Below are 17,803 nucleotides of genomic sequence, written 5' to 3' on the forward strand. Positions count from 1 at the left end.
AAATTAGGGTTAAGTGGCGCTTAAACATTTGCTGGCATCGTCCGGGCCGTGAGTTTCCAGAACGTGAGGCGCCGTATTGCCTCACCGGCCAAAAGGACGAAGCCAATGCGTAGCGTTAAGTCTCTCCTTGCCGCGGGTGCGGCAACCCTGATCTCCTCGATGGCGTTCGCCGCCGACATGCCGATCGCGGCGCCCCCTCCGATGTACGCGCCCCCGGCACCGCCCGCCGACTTCGGCGGCTGGTATCTGCGCGGCGACGTCGGCATGACCAACCAGCGCGCCAAGAGCATCGAGGGCGCCGTAGCGCCTGGGTTTACGAAGACGACGGAGGGACTCGGCTTCGACTCGGCGACGCTGTTCGATCTCGGCGTCGGCTACCGCTTCAACAACTGGTTCCGTGGCGACGTGATCGGCCAGTACCGGGGCAGGGCCAATCTGCACGGCAGCGACAACGTCATTGGACCCGGCTTCGTCGGCGTCAACAATTACAGCGGCAGCAAATCCGAGTGGGTCGTCATGGCGAATGCCTATGTCGATCTCGGCACCTGGTGGTGCATCACCCCGTTCATCGGCGCCGGTGTCGGCGGCTCCTACAACAAGATCAGCGGCTTCCGCGACGACGGCGTGTCGTACAGCCCGGGGCTCAACAACAGCGTCGCTTACTTCGCCGACAACGGAAAGTGGAACCTCGCCTGGGCCGCCCACGCCGGTCTCGCCTACAAGGTCAATCCCGGGTTCACCGTCGAACTGGCCTACAGCTACATGAACCTCGGCGACGCGGCGCCCGGCAACTATCGCTTGTTCGACAACAGCGCCTCGGGTCCGTCAACGATCAAGATCAAGGAGCTCACCTCGCACGACGTCAAGCTCGGCGTGCGCTGGGATCTCAACAGCCCGCCGGCCTATATGCCGCCGCTGGTCACCAAGGGCTGATCGCCAGCCTGATCGGTTAGGACTTCTTAACGGCGCGGGATCATCCCGCGCCGTTTTGCCTTGCGTATTTTTCACGGCGAGCGGCGACGAAAGGCTGCGACGCAACCATTGGTTAAGGTTAACGAGCCATGATCAGGGCTGAAAGTTCGAGTTCGATGGAGCGTTCGATGCGTAGGCTTTTGTTGGCGGCGGCGATGTTGGGGACGGTCTCTGCGGCGCATGCGGCCGATCTCTCCGATCTTCCCATCCTGCGCGGCGGCTTCACCGACGGCTTGAGCAAGTCCAACGTCAACTGGCAGGGCAGCTATATCGGCGCCCAGGGCGGCTATGGCTCGTCGGACGAGAACTTCAACGGCTCGACGCGCAACATGATGGCGGCGTTGCTGGCCGATACCTTGATCGAAAGTTCGATGGGTGTATCGCAGTGGAACCTCGGACTCGGCAAGGCTTCGCAGCGTACCAGCGGCTACGGCGCTTTCGTCGGCTACAATGGCCAGTGGGACGACGTCGTACTCGGCCTTGAATTCAGCTACCTGCACGGCAAGTTTGGTGGAACGGCGTCAGCGTCGGAGCGGCGCGTGAGCCCCGTCGCCCTGTCCGACGGCAATTTTCACGACGTCACGGCGACCTCCACGTCATCGATCAACATCAGCGACATGGCGACATTCCGCGGCCGCGCAGCTTACGCCTGGGGATGCTTTCTGCCCTACATGTTCGCGGGTCTCGCACTCGGGAATGCCGACATCATCCGCACCGTCAGTGCGCAGGACCGCATCAGTGCGACCCAACTCGGCACCTATACTCCACTCGCGCTGCTGAGCTCGACGGACGCCCAGCATAACCATTTGATCTACGGCTACACCGCCGGTCTTGGCGTCGACGTCAATCTGGTCGGTGGCCTGTTCTTCCGCGGTGAATACGAATACATCCGCTTCAGCTCGGCGGTCGACACCAGCATCAACACCGTTCGCGCCGGTCTCGGCTACAAGTTCTGACGCGCCTGCGCGGCGCCGATTGACAGGCCGCCTCCGTCCTGATGCTCTGTCGCCGAATGCGCGGGGGGCAGCGATGCGGATCTACGGCGATACCAATTCCGGCAATTGTCTGAAGGTGAAGTGGGTCTGCGACAAGCTCGCGCTGCCCTACCAGTGGATCGAGATCGACACTCGCAAGGGCGAAAGCCGCACGGCGCAATTCCTCGAGATGAATGGTGCCGGCCAGGTGCCCACCGTCGCTTTCGACGACGGCCGCACGCTGGCGCAATCCAATGCCATCATCCGCTATCTCGCGCGCGACAGCGTGCTCATTCCGCGCGATGCTTTCACCGCCGCCAAGATGGACGAATGGCTGTTCTGGGAACAATACAGCCACGAGCCCTACATCGCGGTGTGCCGCTTCCAGCTCGTCTATCTCGGCAAGGACGCCTCCGAGCTCGATCCTGAAAAGGTCAAACGCGGCTATGCGGCGCTTGACCGCATGGAGCAGCATCTCGCCGGCAGCCGTTTCCTCGCCGGCGATGCGGTCTCGCTCGCCGAGGTGTCACTGCTCGCCTATACCCGCGTTGCGCATGAAGGCGGCTTCGATCTCGGTCGTTATGCCGCCATCCGCCGCTGGATCGGCGAAGCCGAGACCTTTCTCGGGCTTCCCAAGGCGCGCTAAGGCGCGCTGAGGCAGGAGTAACTTAATGAACGCCGAACCCGTCTCCATTCGTCCCGCGCGCCGCGAGGATGTTGCTGCGATTGTGACGATGCTCGCCGACGATCATCTCGGGCGCGCACGCGAGCGCGTGGAAGACCCGTTGCCTGCGTCCTATTACGAGGCATTCGCGCGCGTCGAGCGCGATCAAAATATCCAGCTCGTGGTTGCGGAGAGCGGGGGCAGGGTGGTCGGCTGCCTGCAGCTCGCGATCCTGCCGGGTCTCAGCTCGCAAGGCGGCCGGCGGGGTCTGCTCGAAGACGTCCGCGTTGCTTCCGATTGCCGCAGCCGCGGCATCGGCGAGCAATTGGTGCAATGGGCGGTGACGGAAGCGAAAGCGCGCGGCTGCAATCTGGTCGAACTGCTCACACATCAGACGCGAACAGATGCGCAGCGCTTCTACAAGCGGCTTGGGTTCGCCGCGAGTCACGTCGGCATGACTGTCCGCTTTTGACGCAGCGCGCCATGAGCCTTGCGCGATCAGCGAAATCGGATCGCGCATACGTTCATGTTAAGAGCTGATAAACTACCCGTTCGACGTTCACATGGAACCAGGAACGAACGGTGCTACGCGAGCGTCTGAAACCGGGCTCGATCGGTTCGGGGATTTCGATGACAAGCTATTCGATGATCAAGGTCGGCAACGACTACGTCGTGCAGGCCAATGACAAATGCATTTTGAAAGTCGGCAGCCGCCGCCGCGCCGCGCAATTGATCAACGATGCCACGGACTTGCTGAACGCGCTGGCCGTGGTCGAATCCCCCAAAATCGCATCGGAGGCGCCATCACTCGCGCGTGAGGCTCCGGAACTTCCTTGACTGGTCTTCCCGATTCCCGTATCTGCCGCGGCGGGACACCTCCCCCCAACGGGAGGCTTACTATCTGGAAGGGTAGACGATGACTGTAGCGAAGCCCGCTTCGCGGCCCAACGTGCCGCATTTTTCCTCCGGCCCCTGCGCCAAGCGCCCCGGATGGAATGCCCAAAATCTCAAGGACGCAGCGCTCGGCCGTTCGCATCGCGCGAAGGTCGGCAAGACCAAGCTCAAGCTCGCGATCGATTTGACGCGCGAGGTGCTCGAAGTGCCTGCCGATTATCGCATCGGCATCGTGCCGGCCTCCGATACCGGCGCTGTCGAGATGGCGCTGTGGTCGATGCTGGGGGCGCGGCCCGTCACCACGCTCGCCTGGGAATCCTTCGGCGAGGGCTGGGTCAGCGACATCGTCAAGGAATTGAAGCTCAAGGACGTCACCAAGCTCAACGCGGCTTACGGTGAGATCCCCGACCTCTCCAAGGTCGATCCGAAGTCTGACGTCGTCTTCACCTGGAACGGCACCACCTCAGGCGTGCGCGTGCCTAACGCCGACTGGATCAGCGCCACTCGCGAAGGCCTGACCATCTGCGACGCCACCTCGGCCGCGTTCGCGCAACCGCTCGACTGGGCCAAGCTCGACGTCGTCACCTTCTCCTGGCAGAAGGCGCTCGGCGGCGAAGCCGCGCACGGCATGCTGATCCTGTCGCCCCGCGCCGTGGAGCGGCTCGAAACCTACAAGCCGGCCTGGCCGCTGCCGAAGATTTTCCGCATGACCAAGGGCGGCAAGATCAACGAAGGCATTTTCGTCGGCGAGACCATCAACACGCCGTCGATGCTCTGCGTCGAGGATTATCTCGACGCGCTGAACTGGGCCAAGTCGATCGGTGGCCTCAAGGCGCTGATCGCGCGCGCCGACGCCAACACCAAGGTGCTCGCCGACTGGAAGGCGAAGACGCCCTGGATCGACTTCCTCGCCAAGGACGCCGCGATCCGCTCCAACACTTCGGTGTGCCTGAAGTTCACCGATCCCGCGATCACCTCGCTCTCCGAGGACGCGCAGGCCGACTTCTCCAAGAAGCTGGTGGCGCTGGTCGAGAAGGAGGGCGCGGGCTACGACTTCGCCTACTACCGCGATGCGCCCGCCGGCCTGCGCATCTGGTGCGGCGCCACCGTCGAGGCCAGCGATGTCGCGCTGCTGACCCAGTGGATCGATTGGGCCTTCGCGGAGACCAAGGCCACGCTCGCCAAGGCGGCTTAAGCAGGCTTCGCTCGTCGCGTTATCTCATCTCGTCATGGCCGGGCGTGACCCGGCCATCCATCGAAGAGAATGGATCCGCGGGTCAAGCCTGCGGACGACGGTCTCAGATTTATCGACCATCAGGGATCTTTCCCATGACCAAACCCAAAGTTCTCATTTCCGACGCGCTCTCTCCGGCCGCCGTGCAGATCTTCAAAGACCGCGGCGTCGAGGTCGACTTTCAGCCCAATCTCGGCAAGGACAAGGACAAGCTCGCCGAGATCATCGGCAATTACGACGGCCTCGCGATCCGCTCGGCGACCAAGGCGACCGCGAAGATCCTCGAGAAGGCGACCAATCTCAAGGTGATCGGCCGCGCCGGCATCGGCGTCGACAACGTCGAGATTCCCGCCGCCACGGCCAAGGGCATCATCGTGATGAACACGCCGTTCGGCAATTCGATCACGACCGCCGAGCACGCCATCACCCTGATGCTGGCGCTGGCGCGCGAAATTCCGCAGGCGGACGCTTCGACCCAGGCCGGCAAGTGGGAGAAGAACCGCTTCATGGGCGTCGAGATCACCGGCAAGGTGCTCGGCGTCGTCGGCTGCGGCAACATCGGCTCGATCGTCGCCGACCGCGCGCTCGGCCTGCGCATGAAGGTGATCGCGTTCGATCCGTTCCTGTCGCCGGAGCGTGCCAGGGACATCGGCGTCGAGAAGGTCGAGCTCGACGACCTCTTCAAGCGCGCCGACTTCATCACGCTGCACACTCCGCTGACCGAGAAGACCAAGAACATCATCGACGCAGCCGCGATCGCCAAGATGAAGAAGGGCGTGCGCCTGATCAACTGCGCCCGCGGCGGCCTCGTCGACGAGCAGGCCGTGGTCGACGCCTTGAATTCCAAGCACATCGCAGGCGCCGCCTTCGACGTCTTTGTCGAGGAGCCCGCCACTGCGAACGTGCTGTTCGGCCATCCCAACGTGATCTGCACGCCGCATCTCGGCGCGTCCACCACGGAAGCGCAGGAGAACGTCGCGCTTCAGGTCGCCGAGCAGATGTCGGATTACCTGCTCACCGGCGCGATCTCGAATGCCGTCAACTTCCCTTCGATCACGGCGGAAGAGGCGCCGAAGCTGAAGCCGTTCATCGCGCTGGCCGAAAAGCTCGGCTCGTTCGCGGGACAGCTCACCGAGAGCGGCATTCTCAAGGTCGAGATCACCTATGAGGGCCACGTCGCCGAGATGAAGATCAAGGCGATCACCTCCGCCGTGCTGTCCGGCCTGCTGCGGCCGATGCTGGGCGAGGTCAACGTCGTCTCCGCGCCCGTCGTCGCCAAGGAGCGCGGCATGGTGGTGGACGAGATCGTGCGCGCCGCCCAGAGCGACTATGAAAGCCTGATCACCGTCACCGTCACCACCGAGCGGCAGGAGCGGTCAGTCTCGGGCACGGTCTATGCCGACGGCAAGCCGCGCCTGGTCGACATCAAGGGGATCCGCGTCGACGCTGAATTTGGCAAGTCGATGATCTACGTGACCAACGAGGACAAGCCGGGCTTCATCGGCAAGTTCGCGAGCCTGCTCGGCGATGCCAAGATCAACATCGCGACCTTCCATCTCGGCCGCGTCGCGCCGGGCTCCGATGCCATCGCGCTGATCGAGGTCGACGGCGCGGTGCCGGCCGATCTGCTCGCCAAGGTGCAGGCCCTGCCGCAGGTCAAGCAGGTCAAGGCGCTGACGTTCTGATACGCCGACATATTCCGACCCGCGGAACAACGCCGCCCTCTCGCGAGGGCGGCGTTTTTATTTCTCCCGCGACCGCTGCACTTTGTGTACCAATGGCGCCGAGAAGACGTCGACCGACGCTCCGTTCAAAATCGTTCGAAAAGGGAGAAAACAATGCGTGAAGCCGTCATCGTTTCCTATGCACGCACGGGCCTCGCGAAATCCGGCCGCGGCGGGTTCAACATCACTCCGCCGATGTCGCTCGCGGCCCACGCCATCAAGCACGCGGTCGAGCGCGCCGGCGTCGAGAAGGACTATGTCGAGGATTGCTATCTCGGCAATTGCGCCCATGGCGCGCCGAACATCGGCCGCCAGGCCGCGCTGCTGGCGGGAATGCCGAAATCGACCGGCGGCGTCTCGGTGAACCGGTTCTGCTCGTCCGGTCTCCAGACCATTGCGATGGCCGCCAACTCGATCCGCTCGGACGGTTCCGACTGCATCGTCGCAGGCGGGGTCGAGAGCATCTCGATGCCGGGCGGCGGCACTCCGAAGGAATCGATCGATCCCGAGCTGCTCAAGACGGCGCCGGCGATCTTCATGGCGATGATCGACACCGCCGACATCGTCGCCGAGCGCTACAATCTCAGCCGTGAATATCAGGACGAATATTCGCTCGAGTCGCAGCGCCGCATGGCCGCCGCGCAGCAGGCGGGCAAGTTCAAGGACGAGATCGTCCCGATGAAGACCAAGATGAAGGTGGTCGACAAGGCGACCAAGGCCGAGTCGATCGTCGACTACGTCGTCGACCGCGACGAGTGCAACCGGCCCGAGACCACGCTGGAAGGTCTCGCCAAGCTCGAGCCCGTCAGGGGTCCGGGCAAGTTCGTTACGGCGGGCAACGCCAGCCAGCTTTCGGACGGTGCTGCGGCCGTGGTGCTGATGGAAGCCAAGGACGCGGAGAAGCGCGGCCTCAATCCCATGGGCCGCTTCGTCGCCTGGGCGGCGGCCGGTTGCGAGCCGGACGAGATGGGCATCGGCCCGATCTTTGCCGTGCCGAAGCTGTTGAAGCGTCACGGCCTGAAGATCGACGACATCGATCTGTGGGAGCTCAACGAAGCCTTCGCCAGCCAGTGTCTCTATTCGCGCGACAAGCTCGGCATCGATCCGGCCAAGTACAACGTCAACGGCGGCTCGATCGCGATCGGCCATCCCTTCGGCATGACCGGGGCGCGTCTCACCGGCCACATCCTCCAGGAAGGCAAGCGCCGCAAGGCCAAGTGGGGCGTCGTGACGATGTGCATCGGCGGCGGCCAGGGCGGCGCGGGACTGTTCGAGATCTACAGCTGAGGCGATCGCCTCATTGAATGCGAAGGGCACGGCGCCGCAAACGCCGTGCCTTTTGCTTTCTGGCGTGCTTGGGGTTACGCCCGCGGCAACTCAACCGTTCTTCTCGGTTGCGACAGGTCGGAACACCCATTCGCGCCAGACCACCAGCAAGGCTGACATGATCACCGGGCCTAAAAACAAGCCCAGGAGGCCGAAGGCAGCCAGGCCTCCAAAGATCCCGACGAATGCGAACAGAAACGGTAGCCGCGCCGAGTCGCCGACCAGGGTCGGCCATACGAAATGATCGCCGGCCAACATGACGATCGCGCCCCAGAAGAAGACGCCCGCGGCTGCGAAGCCGCTGCCTCCGCCGGAGATCAGGACCAGCGCCGCGGCGGTGAAGGCCAGCCAGGCGCCGAACGGAAGCATGGCGAAGGCCGTGGTCAGCATCGTGAATACGATGGCATGCGGCACGCCCGCGACGAAATAGGCCACTCCGATCAATAATCCCTCGCCCGCGGCGACCAGCACCGTGCCGTTCACCGTGCCGCGGATCGCATCGACCATTTGCTCGGCGAGACCCTCTCCCGCCTCGCCGAAAAGCCGATCGCAGGTTTCCAGCACGCGGCCTGAGATCGACCGGCCGTTGCGCAGCAGGACGAACAAGGCCACCAGCGAAAAGAACAGAAGAAACAGGCGGTGAAGCAGCTGTCCGCCGAACGTTCGAAACAGTTCCGATGCGTTGTCTGCATTGACGCTTTTCAGCCATGCGGTCGCGGCTTTGGGATCGGAAAGATTGCTGCGCCACCACTGCTCCATGCTCCCTGCGGCGATCGGAAGCCGCGCGAGCCAATCGGGCACTTCGATCCCGCTCTCTCCGGCCTGTTTCATCCAGCCCACGAGCAGATCGCCTTGTTGCGCGATCTGATAGACGGCAAGCGACATCGGCGTAAACAGGATGAGGGCGACGACGAGCGTGAAGACCAGCGGGGCCAGGCTGGACCGGCCGGAACTCACGCGTGCCGCAAACTTGGTGTAGAGCGGCCACAGGCTGGTTGCGAGAATCGCGGCCCAGATCAATGCGGGGAGAAATCCCGCCGCCGTCCACAACGCCAGTGCGACGAGCGCGAGGGCAAGCACGACCCGTGCGTTCATGCGCGCGCCCGCGCCCGTGGGCAGCGGCTTTCGCTCGGTCGTGTTCGGGCCGCCTTCGCTCCGCACGGCGTCGCTCCGCTTGGGCGAACGCTGCTTCGGTGCCACGGATTTCGCTCGTTCGGCCATTTGAGATCACTGGGGTGCGGGAGCTGCAGTGTCGAACTGATCAGCAGGAGAAACGCTGGGTCCCGGCTTCAAGCCGCAACAAGGGGCTTCAGTTCCGCTCGGGAAGAAGTTGCAGTGAGGTGGCGCCCTTCGTCGGGCGCGGCTCGGCCGAAGCCGCCCGGCACGAGGCCGCCCGCAGCGCGGCCGCGGGCGTGCACCGCGGGCAGGAAATCGCGTTCGCCGCTTACGCCTGCGCCAGCGCCGGTGCGAACACCACCTCGATCAGCGAGCCGGAGTTCGCCGCGCTCCTGATGTTGAAGCGGGCGCGGTTGGCTTCGACCAGGGCCTTGGTCAGCGACAGGCTCAGCGCCGAATTGTCCTCGGCGTCGCCGGGCGGCGGGGTCCGGAACGGCTCCATCGCGGCGGCGACTTCGCGCTCGCTGAGGCCGTGGCCGGTGTCGCGGATGCGAAGTGCGACCTCGCCGCGGTCGGTGAGCGCGGTGGAGACGATGACCTGGCCGCCGGCGCTGGCGAGCCGGATCGAGTTCGAGATCAGGTTCATGGTGATCTGCCGCATCGCGCGCGCATCCGCGCTCACCTGCGGCAGCGCATGGCCGAGCGAGGTGCGGATGATGATGCGCTCGCGATTGGCCTGCGGCTGCATCACCACCACGCAGGCCTCGACGAGGTCGTTGAGGTTGAGGTTGGCGAAGTTGAGGTCGAGCTTGCCGGTCTCGATCCGCGACAGCTCGAGCAGGTCGTCGATGATGGCGATGACGCGCTCGCCGGAGGCGCGGATGTCCTTCATGTACTCGCCGTAGCGCTCGTTGCCGAGCGTGCCGAAGCGCTCCGAGATCATCACCTCCGAGAAGCCGATGATGGCGTTCAGCGGCGTGCGGATCTCGTGGCTGATCCGCGCCAGCATGTCGGCCTTGGCATTCGCCGTGCCTTCGACGAGGCGGCGCGCCTGCGTCAGCTCGCTCTCGCCCTGCTTGCTGTGCGAGAGGTCGCGGAATACGGCGAAGAAGTTCGGGCCGTCGGGCCTGGTGCGGCCCATGATCATGGCGAGCGGAATGACGCCGCCCTTCTTCTCGCGTCCCAGCACCTCGCGGCCGTGGTCGAGCAGGCTCGCGATGTCCTGGCTCTTGAGGTTTTCCAGATAGTCGATCACGACATGCTGGCTCTCCGGCGCGAACAGCGTCACCAGATTCTGCTGCATCAGCGTCTCGCCGTCATAGCCGAACAGCGCCTCGGCGCTGCGGTTGCAGGCGTGGATGTTGCCTTCGGCATCGAACATGACGATGCCCTCGGCCGTGGTGTCGAGGATCGCAGCGAGATCTTCCGCGGCCGCCTCGCCGGCGTCGGGCTCGGGCGCGGTGGGCAAGATCTCGGGGACAATGGTCTCGGCGACGACGGTCTCGGCGATGACGGGCGCAGCGGGTGCTGCTTGCGGCAGCGCGCAGATCAGCGCATGCGCGCTCTCGCCGTCCCAGTCGATCGCGTGCAGATGCGCCTCGGTGGTCGGCAGCGGCGCTTCGCCATTGGCGAGCGTCGCGCTGATCGTGACAGGCGTGCCTGCTTGCGACGTGCTGCTGGCCGCGGACACGCCCGGCTCGACATAGAGCGCATCCAGCCCACCGGCAATCTCCAGTGCGCTCAGGCTGGCATAGCCCATGCGCGCGAGAAACGCGGAATTGGCGTAGAGCAGGCGGTCGAGCCGGTAGATCAGGATGCCGGTCGGCAGCAGGTCGAGCAGCGCGCGGTCGCGCATGCTGTGGCCGTGCGCGGGCGGCGCGGGCTCGCTCAGCCATTCGGCCGGCGCGTGCGGCGTCTCAGGCTCCGGCGTCGGCGCCTCGGGCGTGATCTCGGCATCCGGCGGTTCGGCCGATGCCGCGATGGTTTCCTTGTCGCGTTCGAGGCGCTCGGACAATTGCCGGGCGAGTTCGTTGAACGCGCTGTTCTCGACCGGCGTTAGCGTCGGCGATCGCGTGTCGCCGGGCGCGCGGAACGGCAGGACATTGGGAGGCGTTTCCACTGGCGTTTCCGGATCGGTTGGATGTGAATTCGCGTCGGTTGTGGGTTCGGGCAGTTCGGCTTCAGGCTCAGGTGCGGGCTCAGGCTCAGGCTCAGGCTCAGGCTCAGGTTCAGGTTCAGGTGCGGGCGGCTCGATCGGCGGAGGCGGCGGCGCCTCTAGCACTGGCTGGGGCTCGGGTTCGGGCTCCGGCTCGACCACATCGGCAGACAGGCTTTGCGGTGCCGCCGGTTCGGCCAACAGCTCGAAACGCCTGAGCGCATCGAGCCGGTTGAGGCCATCGAGATCGCGGCAGACGCCAAAACCCCTGAAGCTCGCGAAATTGCGTTCGCCATCATAAACCGGAAGCCCGGCAAGCTCGACCGGCAGATGCTCGCCGCCGTCGGCCGGCCAGTTCACGGTGATCCCGGCCCAGGTGTCCTTGCTCGCAAGCGCCTGCGCCACGCGTCCCTCAGGATCGAGCGCGAATGCATCGGCGATCTCGCGCCAGGAGCGGCCGAAGCCGGCGGCCGTGCGCGGACCGATCAGGTGGATGAACTCGTCTGACAGAAGCACAAAGCGGCCCTCTGCATCCATCTTCCAGAGGAAGCGCAGCGGATGCTGACGCGGTGCGGGCGGCTCTTCATGGCCCGACGGCGGCTCGACCATGCCTGTTACGGTCGGCGCGGCCTGCGGCGACACCATGGCCTCGGCCGAGTTTTCAACCGGAGTCTTCGGTTCGACCTCGGCAGGCACGGCTTCGGCCGCTTCCTCGACGGCCTGCTGAATCGTCACGATCTCTGTTGCCGGCGCATCGAGCGGCTCGGCAAAGGCGTCGAACAGCGCGATTTCGGATGGCGCCTCATGCGACGGCGCTGCTTGCACATGCTCTGGCACGGGGGCGGGAGCAGGGGGCGGCGCAGGCTCAGGCCGAGCGATGTCTTCGCGCGCGACGTGTTCAGCGGCCTCGGGTTCGACCTCATCAGTCGCAGGCGCCGGCTGCTGCACGGCCGGCTCGATCAGCGCGACCAGGCCGACATCGGCCCCGCTGCCGACCCGTTGCAGCACCATCTGGCCGATGCCGATCGGCGTCTCGGCGCGGCCCTGGCGAAGCGCGTCGCTGCGCGCCTGTTCGAGGCCTGCTTCGCCGAGATCGCGGAAGCCGAGCAGGGTGCGGGCGGTTTCGCTGGCGCCGACGAACAGGCCGTCGGGCGCGAACGCCGCCATCGGCGTCTTGGCGCCGTCGACGAGACGAAGCAGCCGCTCGACCAGCGGCATGGTGCGCAAGCCCGGGTCCATCGCGGTGACGAGCACGGCAGATCCTTGGAAGAATTGGCCGCCATCGGCGAAGTCGAGCCGGGCACAGGCGCAGGTCATCAGCGTGCCGAGCCGCGCCCCGAAGCCGCGCAGCCGTTCGAGCCGGATCGCGCCGTTCGCAGGCAGCCGGCCGGCCAGCCGGATGATCTGGCGGCGGTGGCCGTCGGTGGGGCCGAAGGTCTTCTCTGCCAGCGCCGTGGCATTGGCCGCGCCAAACAGCCTTGCGCCGACCGGATTGGCCCAGAGCACGCGCGTGCCGTCGATCGACCAGAGCCAGACGGGCAGTGGCGAGGTCGCGTGCACGGCCAGCCGGGGATCGCCCACGCCTCGCAACTGGAAATCCGAACTCGTCATCCGACCGGCTTCGCGTCCCACTTGTGCGCATCAGGCTGCCGGAATGACAGCCTTAAGAAAGGGTTAGTATCGCCCGCAGCCGCGGGCAGGTCCACGTCCCAAGCCTATGCGCCAAGGCCTAAAGCCGCGATAACCTTAATGTAGCGGGGCCCGCAAGCCGTAGGCCGGTCGCATCCCCATCCTTCAGATGCCCGCGTCGGGCAGCACCTATGCCGCCCAGCCAATCCGCGCAGCGGTCGTCTCCAGGACAAGGCGGGTGCTCAGAGGCCACCCCATTACCTCAACCACCGGTTCCCCGGCCCGGGAACCTCATCCTCGCCGCGATTAAATTTGCGCAATGCACCCCAAAACCCGCTGCGTTGCACAATGTTGACATTTTAGGCAGGCATGGTCGCCGCGCTGGGCGAGCCATCATTCGTTTTATGTTTCCAGTCTTCGCTTCCGTCACCCAATTGGCCGGCGGGCGCGGCCGAAAAGGCTCACTCCGTTTTTCCATTTAGTGTGAGGGATACCCAATGACAGGTACGACTGATCCATTCTCCGCCTCCGTCATTCCGTTCGAAGTTCCGGAGCAGATGCGTGCGTTCGCCGAAAAGGGCGTGTCGCAGGCCCGCGAGAGCTATGCCAAGTTCAAGGACGCCGCCGAAACCCACAACGGCACCGTCGAGGCCGTGTTCGCGTCCGCCCACAAGGGCGTCAGCGAATACACCGCCAAGCTGATGGAGTTCGCGAAGGCCAACACCAAGGCCCATCTCGACTTCACCCAGGAGCTGTTCAGCGTGAAGGCGCCGCAGGATGCGTTCGCGCTGTGGACCAACCATTCCAGGACGCAGCTCGAGACCTTCCAGGCCCAGGCCCGGGAGCTCGCCGAGATCACCCAGCGCGCGGCCACTGCCGCCGCCGAGCCGATCAAGGCCTCCGCCGCGAAGCTCTACCCCGCCGCCTGAGCGGATTGGGCTGTTGAGATTAAGAAACCCGGGCCTAGAGCCCGGGTTTTGCTTTGGAAATAACGTTGTTTGAGGCGCGATTATCGGGTTTTGCGGCCTTGCCAAAAACGGCCGTTGCACCTAGTTTCCGCCCCGTCCAGCCCCCCTTAGGTCACGGCCCTTTCAGGGCGTCCAGAGGCGCGGCTCGCAAGGATGCAGTTGTAGCTCAGTTGGTTAGAGCGCCTGTCTGTGGAACAGGAGGTCGGTGGTTCGAGCCCACCCAACTGTACCAATGATCCCAATTTCTTAGGCGAACTCCATCGAGTCGAAGAACTGCGCGAAGATTGCGCTCACGTCGGCAGCGTCTGCGGCCGTCTTGGCGCGCGGAGAAATCGCTCCGGCTGGAATCGCCTCTCCGGATGTTGCGATATGTCGGCAAGATTTCCGAAATCGCTCATTTGCTCTTGCGATGCATTCAGCCCCTTTGTGGACAGATGGAACTTCGCCTTGCACGCATATCCATTTTCGTGATTTGTTCTCGTCCCCACACTCCTAGGTGATGGAATGGCAGGCAAGAAGCAAGGCTATAAGCTGACGGTGGCCGGACCCGGCCATAGCTTTGAGCGCGAAATCGACGAAGCGATTGCGAGCCAGATCATTTCTCTTGTGATAACTGGCAAAGTCTCTCATGCGGCTGATGCGCGGCACTCCGGGGGTGGTTCACCCGGAAGCGGGGCGGGCGCCCACGCGCCGGCTCATGCCGCGCCAGCGAGAGTCGGCGGCTCTCTCGCAAGCCACATCAAGGCAAAGAAGGGTGACAAGAATCAAAATAACCGTTTCTTGGCCACTGCGCATTGGCTCTCCGGTCGGGACGACAGTCCACTTACCGCGAAAGCTGTCGCAGGGGCGTTATCGGATCATAATCAGAAGCGCCTTGCTAATCCCCCCGATGCGCTAAACCAGAACGTTCGAAAAGGGTATTGCGAGAAGCGCAAGGATGGATCGTTCTTTATCACCCCAGAGGGATTGGAAGCATTGGAGGGGACGCCACCCGAATGAGCGTCCAGACTGCTCTAACTGCGATCCCCGACGGATTGCGCCAGCCGCTGCTTGCTGAATATCAGTCAATTGTCCAAAATTTCGCTGAGCATCGATGGTCGCCCTCGGAGCTTAGCGGAGGGAAATTCTGCGAGATTGTGTTCACCATCTTAGATGGGCACGCGAAAGGGACTTACGCGACTTCGCCGAAGAAGCCTCGCGCCTTTGACCAAGCTTGCAAACTGCTCGAAAATAACGGCCACGTCCCTCGCAGCTTCCAGATCTTAATCCCGCGACTTCTGCCTGCGCTTTTCGAGGTTCGCAATAATCGCGGCGTGGGACATGCAGGCGGTGATGTCGACCCAAACCATATGGATGCGGTATTCGTTCTTTCTAGCGGCAATTGGGTCATGGCTGAATTGGTCAGGGTCTTCCACAACGTCTCAATTCATGAGGCGCAAGACATTGTCGATAAGCTGGCCGAGCGGAGAATGCCGCTGCTCTGGATTGGCGACGATATGCGACGCATCCTCGATCCAAAGATGGGACTGCGCGAGCAAATTCTGTTGTTGCTCTGTACGTCTCCCGGGAAAATCGCGACGACCGACCTGAAGAATTGGGCCGGCTACAAAAACAACACGTATTTTAAGAAACTCCTTCGTGAGATGCACGATGAGCGGCTGATTGAACTGGCCAGCGATGGCGGCACAGCGCTTATTTTACCGCCCGGCGACAAGATCGCCTCAGAATTCATAGCCAAGCGATCTTAAGGCGTGCCTGGTTGGGATGTTACGGCGACAGTGCTGGACGGCACTGTCACCGTAACCCAGCCAGCTTCGCGTATTCGGTCAGGAGCTTGGCAACTTCATTAGTATCTGCCTTGCGAGCGGTCCATGAGGTCCGATGGTCCACTCGCCGATCACAGCGGCAGAATGCCTGTTGAACCCTTCATCGTAGCCGAACGGCCTGTGACTTAGATGAGCGCGTTAAGAATGGCGGCGGTTGAAAACCGAAATGACTCTCGCAAGCCTAGCGACCTTCTCCCATTCCAACATGAGCTCAAAAGCGCTGAAGGAGAGAGCTTGCTTGACCCTGTGGTTCGGAAAGTCAGCGACGCGCGAATAGACAGCCTCTAGGCGAATTATCAGTTCGGAATATAGCTTTTGGGGCGTATTCAGTCTGTTCTCGGGGCTGTGGAGATCGTCGCGCGACCAGTAAGGCTCGATTGATGCAAAGTCGTACTCAGCGGGCGAGAGCGGCGGCAAAGTGCGGTTATCGATCTGGGGAAGAATATTACGATAGATCCTAATTGCATCCTGAAGCTTAGTGGCGGCATTTGACATGCTCGCGGGCAAAGCGATTTCCATGTCCGGACTGCTTTCCATCTTTGCTAGAGCTTCAAAAATATCTGACGCCGCACTGAATGCTTTTGCTCCAGCGTCCGACGTCTCGAATTCTAACTTGGGCCACGACACGCCCGAGTTCGCGAAGAACGTCATTGCCTAGACTCCTTCCAAGTCTTGGACGTGCTTAATGAACTCTTTGCTGAAATTATTCTTGATTCTGATCCACTTCGCTCGTACCTGGTCCTCTTTCATCGTCTCTTTTAACTCGTAATCGATTAGCTTCGTCACTGATTGGGGCAGACGCAAAATGTTTCGCATCTCAAACCAAGCGCTATAATAACTGATGACTGTGCCGACGTATTGATCCTTGCGTTTCTCTTTGGCCTCCTCCGATTTTCCTTCAAGGATTATGTCGATAAATTTGTATTGCAGGTCGCGACCTTGGAGGACCATCTGATTATAAAGCTGGGCTTGGGCGTTTGACGTCGCGAGCTCCAAGTTCCCCGTAGCAGTCTCAAGGCTGCGCGTAGCGACCTCGATGCTTCTATTGGTTGCCCTGAGCGCCTTCCAAGAGAAAATAAAGCCTAAGACGACAATGATAATTTGAACAATCGATATCAAATTGGTGGTTGTTATAGGTTCAACGCTAAACACGGTGTCCCCCTGCCTTGGAGTCAGATTAGATTTTGACCCTATCCGTTCTCATTTAGCCGACGATCTTTGAAGATGCGGTGTACCTAACTTCTTACAACTTTAAAGATAGTGCAAGGAGGGTGTTTGGTTGCCGATGCCAAGGGGACTTAGTGAGTATGCGGTGTGCCGCGAGATCAGTCGGCCAGCACAACATTGTCTATGTTCACTATGTCCGGTCGTGACATCGCCCTTGTCTCGCTCTGTTAGCTGCCTGCGCAAGTAGTTGATTTTTTTTTGTTTTGAGCGTGCCCTGTCGCCGTAGCTCCCCGGTCCGCAATACGCTATCGGTAGCGAATGAAAGACGTTCGTGGACAAGCAAGCCAGGCGAAAAAGATCGTGAGTTTCTTCGAGCGTCTCAAGACAGCAGCATCCGTTGAGTGGCGGGCCTACACTGAGCATCCCTTCACGAACGGATTGGCGGACGGCTCGCTCTCCGAAGCGGCGTTTCGTCACTACCTCGTTCAGGACTATTTGTTCCTCATCGAGTTTGCGCGCGCCTACGCGCTCGCGGTCTACAAGTCGCCCAGGCTTGCCGACATGCGTGAAGCCGCGGCCGGCCTTTCGGCCATCCTCGATGTCGAGATGAACCTGCATGTGAAGCTCTGTGCCGATTGGGGTCTGTCGCCGGCCGATCTTGAACAGGCCCCTCCGGCAGCCGAGATGCTGGCCTATACACGCTACGTGCTCGACGCGGGAATGCGCGGCGACCTGCTGGCTCTCAAGGTGGCGCTTGCCCCCTGCGTGATCGGGTACGCGGAGATCGCAACGCGGCTCGCCTCGCTCCCCCTCGCGGACGCTGCGACGAACGCCTACCGCGTCTGGATCGCCGAGTACGCCGGCGCGCCGTACCAGGAGGTCGCTGCCAAGGCGCGGGCCCACATGGAGCATCTCGCCGATCTCTACGCCACGCCGGCCCGCGAGGCAGAGCTGATTGCGATCTTCAAGGAAGCCACCCGACTCGAGGCCGACTTCTGGGAGATGGCCTGGCGCGCGGGCCAGCGTGTTCAATAGCTCTTTCGGCAGTCAGGATGGGGGCGAGGGCTCAGCACGCCACGACGCAGGATCGGTCGCTTTCGTTCCCCCATTTCAGGAGAAATCGGCATCGAGCAAGGCCGAACCTTTTCATGACC

The 17,803-nt window shown here is 62.8% G+C and carries 16 protein-coding genes and 1 tRNA gene; 13 read left to right on the forward strand and 4 right to left on the reverse strand.

Annotated elements, in window-relative coordinates; all coding sequences use genetic code 11:
- The first annotated feature begins 105 nt into the window (after positions 1 to 105).
- The 8 genes from IVB41_RS07240 (at position 106) to IVB41_RS07275 (ending at position 7,749) form a co-directional block, all read left to right on the forward strand.
- On the forward strand, positions 106 to 933 hold the full coding sequence (locus IVB41_RS07240; RefSeq protein ID WP_027565342.1) for an outer membrane protein: 828 nt from the start codon (positions 106 to 108) through the stop codon (positions 931 to 933).
- A gap of 167 nt (positions 934 to 1,100) precedes the next feature.
- Positions 1,101 to 1,928 (forward strand): outer membrane protein, encoded by an 828-nt coding sequence (locus IVB41_RS07245; protein ID WP_247282541.1) that lies wholly within the window; start codon positions 1,101 to 1,103, stop codon positions 1,926 to 1,928.
- 73 nt (positions 1,929 to 2,001) lie between these two features.
- Positions 2,002 to 2,592 carry a glutathione S-transferase family protein gene (locus tag IVB41_RS07250; RefSeq protein ID WP_247428425.1) on the forward strand — a complete coding sequence of 197 codons (591 nt, stop codon included), beginning with the start codon at positions 2,002 to 2,004 and terminating at the stop codon, positions 2,590 to 2,592.
- Between the two features lie 25 nt (positions 2,593 to 2,617).
- A complete protein-coding gene (locus tag IVB41_RS07255) occupies positions 2,618 to 3,082 on the forward strand; it encodes a GNAT family N-acetyltransferase (protein ID WP_247428428.1) in 465 nt (154 codons plus the stop codon).
- Between the two features lie 173 nt (positions 3,083 to 3,255).
- Complete coding sequence (locus tag IVB41_RS07260) at positions 3,256 to 3,447, forward strand: hypothetical protein (protein ID WP_247428430.1); 192 nt, start codon at positions 3,256 to 3,258, stop codon at positions 3,445 to 3,447.
- Positions 3,448 to 3,526: 79 nt separating this feature from the next.
- On the forward strand, positions 3,527 to 4,699 hold the full coding sequence (locus IVB41_RS07265; protein WP_027520323.1) for a phosphoserine transaminase: 1,173 nt from the start codon (positions 3,527 to 3,529) through the stop codon (positions 4,697 to 4,699).
- A gap of 134 nt (positions 4,700 to 4,833) precedes the next feature.
- The gene (gene serA, locus IVB41_RS07270) at positions 4,834 to 6,423 is read left to right on the forward strand and encodes a phosphoglycerate dehydrogenase (RefSeq protein ID WP_027565337.1); all 1,590 of its coding nucleotides are present in this window, start codon (positions 4,834 to 4,836) and stop codon (positions 6,421 to 6,423) included.
- Between the two features lie 153 nt (positions 6,424 to 6,576).
- Entirely contained in the window at positions 6,577 to 7,749 is a 1,173-nt protein-coding gene (locus tag IVB41_RS07275; protein WP_247358004.1) for an acetyl-CoA C-acyltransferase, read from the forward strand.
- 90 nt (positions 7,750 to 7,839) lie between these two features.
- Here IVB41_RS07275 and IVB41_RS07280 read toward each other — a convergent pair whose 3' ends face one another.
- Both IVB41_RS07280 and IVB41_RS07285 read right to left on the reverse strand, forming a co-directional pair.
- Positions 7,840 to 9,009 (reverse strand): AI-2E family transporter, encoded by a 1,170-nt coding sequence (locus IVB41_RS07280; RefSeq protein ID WP_247428433.1) that lies wholly within the window; start codon positions 9,007 to 9,009, stop codon positions 7,840 to 7,842.
- 223 nt (positions 9,010 to 9,232) lie between these two features.
- Positions 9,233 to 12,670 carry a PAS domain-containing protein gene (locus tag IVB41_RS07285; protein WP_247428436.1) on the reverse strand — a complete coding sequence of 1,146 codons (3,438 nt, stop codon included), beginning with the start codon at positions 12,668 to 12,670 and terminating at the stop codon, positions 9,233 to 9,235.
- A gap of 515 nt (positions 12,671 to 13,185) precedes the next feature.
- Here IVB41_RS07285 and IVB41_RS07290 point away from each other — a divergent pair.
- From IVB41_RS07290 to IVB41_RS07305, 4 genes are all read left to right on the forward strand, one after another.
- Complete coding sequence (locus tag IVB41_RS07290; protein WP_247428457.1) at positions 13,186 to 13,617, forward strand: phasin; 432 nt, start codon at positions 13,186 to 13,188, stop codon at positions 13,615 to 13,617.
- Between the two features lie 194 nt (positions 13,618 to 13,811).
- Positions 13,812 to 13,888: transfer RNA gene (locus IVB41_RS07295), tRNA-His, on the forward strand.
- A 272-nt stretch (positions 13,889 to 14,160) separates the two neighbouring features.
- Positions 14,161 to 14,655, forward strand: a complete 495-nt coding sequence (locus IVB41_RS07300) for a hypothetical protein (protein WP_247428460.1) — start codon at positions 14,161 to 14,163, stop codon at positions 14,653 to 14,655.
- Positions 14,652 to 15,404 carry a hypothetical protein gene (locus tag IVB41_RS07305; protein ID WP_247428463.1) on the forward strand — a complete coding sequence of 251 codons (753 nt, stop codon included), beginning with the start codon at positions 14,652 to 14,654 and terminating at the stop codon, positions 15,402 to 15,404. Before IVB41_RS07300 ends, IVB41_RS07305 begins: the two co-directional genes overlap by 4 nt.
- 216 nt (positions 15,405 to 15,620) lie before the next feature.
- Here IVB41_RS07305 and IVB41_RS07310 read toward each other — a convergent pair whose 3' ends face one another.
- Both IVB41_RS07310 and IVB41_RS07315 read right to left on the reverse strand, forming a co-directional pair.
- Complete coding sequence (locus tag IVB41_RS07310) at positions 15,621 to 16,133, reverse strand: hypothetical protein (RefSeq protein WP_247428466.1); 513 nt, start codon at positions 16,131 to 16,133, stop codon at positions 15,621 to 15,623.
- 3 nt (positions 16,134 to 16,136) lie between these two features.
- Positions 16,137 to 16,634, reverse strand: a complete 498-nt coding sequence (locus IVB41_RS07315) for a hypothetical protein (RefSeq protein ID WP_247428469.1) — start codon at positions 16,632 to 16,634, stop codon at positions 16,137 to 16,139.
- A 375-nt stretch (positions 16,635 to 17,009) separates the two neighbouring features.
- Here IVB41_RS07315 and tenA point away from each other — a divergent pair, with 375 nt between their 5' ends.
- A complete protein-coding gene (tenA, locus tag IVB41_RS07320; protein ID WP_247428472.1) occupies positions 17,010 to 17,684 on the forward strand; it encodes a thiaminase II in 675 nt (224 codons plus the stop codon).
- Positions 17,685 to 17,803 lie beyond the last annotated feature (119 nt).

It is taken from the genome of Bradyrhizobium sp. 44 (assembly GCF_023073095.1).
In the GTDB taxonomy this organism is placed as follows: Bacteria; Pseudomonadota; Alphaproteobacteria; order Rhizobiales; family Xanthobacteraceae; genus Bradyrhizobium.

Coding starts and splice junctions, on each gene's coding strand:
- IVB41_RS07265 (WP_027520323.1), top strand. CDS start 3,527: ATGACTGTAGCGAAGCCCGCTTCGCGGCCCAACGTGCCGCATTTTTCC.
- IVB41_RS07245 (WP_247282541.1), top strand. CDS start 1,101: ATGCGTAGGCTTTTGTTGGCGGCGGCGATGTTGGGGACGGTCTCTGCG.
- IVB41_RS07275 (WP_247358004.1), top strand. CDS start 6,577: ATGCGTGAAGCCGTCATCGTTTCCTATGCACGCACGGGCCTCGCGAAA.
- IVB41_RS07285 (WP_247428436.1), bottom strand. CDS start 12,670: ATGACGAGTTCGGATTTCCAGTTGCGAGGCGTGGGCGATCCCCGGCTG.
- IVB41_RS07255 (WP_247428428.1), top strand. CDS start 2,618: ATGAACGCCGAACCCGTCTCCATTCGTCCCGCGCGCCGCGAGGATGTT.
- IVB41_RS07280 (WP_247428433.1), bottom strand. CDS start 9,009: ATGGCCGAACGAGCGAAATCCGTGGCACCGAAGCAGCGTTCGCCCAAG.
- IVB41_RS07240 (WP_027565342.1), top strand. CDS start 106: ATGCGTAGCGTTAAGTCTCTCCTTGCCGCGGGTGCGGCAACCCTGATC.
- IVB41_RS07250 (WP_247428425.1), top strand. CDS start 2,002: ATGCGGATCTACGGCGATACCAATTCCGGCAATTGTCTGAAGGTGAAG.
- IVB41_RS07300 (WP_247428460.1), top strand. CDS start 14,161: ATGGCAGGCAAGAAGCAAGGCTATAAGCTGACGGTGGCCGGACCCGGC.
- IVB41_RS07260 (WP_247428430.1), top strand. CDS start 3,256: ATGATCAAGGTCGGCAACGACTACGTCGTGCAGGCCAATGACAAATGC.
- IVB41_RS07290 (WP_247428457.1), top strand. CDS start 13,186: ATGACAGGTACGACTGATCCATTCTCCGCCTCCGTCATTCCGTTCGAA.
- IVB41_RS07310 (WP_247428466.1), bottom strand. CDS start 16,133: ATGACGTTCTTCGCGAACTCGGGCGTGTCGTGGCCCAAGTTAGAATTC.
- serA (WP_027565337.1), top strand. CDS start 4,834: ATGACCAAACCCAAAGTTCTCATTTCCGACGCGCTCTCTCCGGCCGCC.
- IVB41_RS07305 (WP_247428463.1), top strand. CDS start 14,652: ATGAGCGTCCAGACTGCTCTAACTGCGATCCCCGACGGATTGCGCCAG.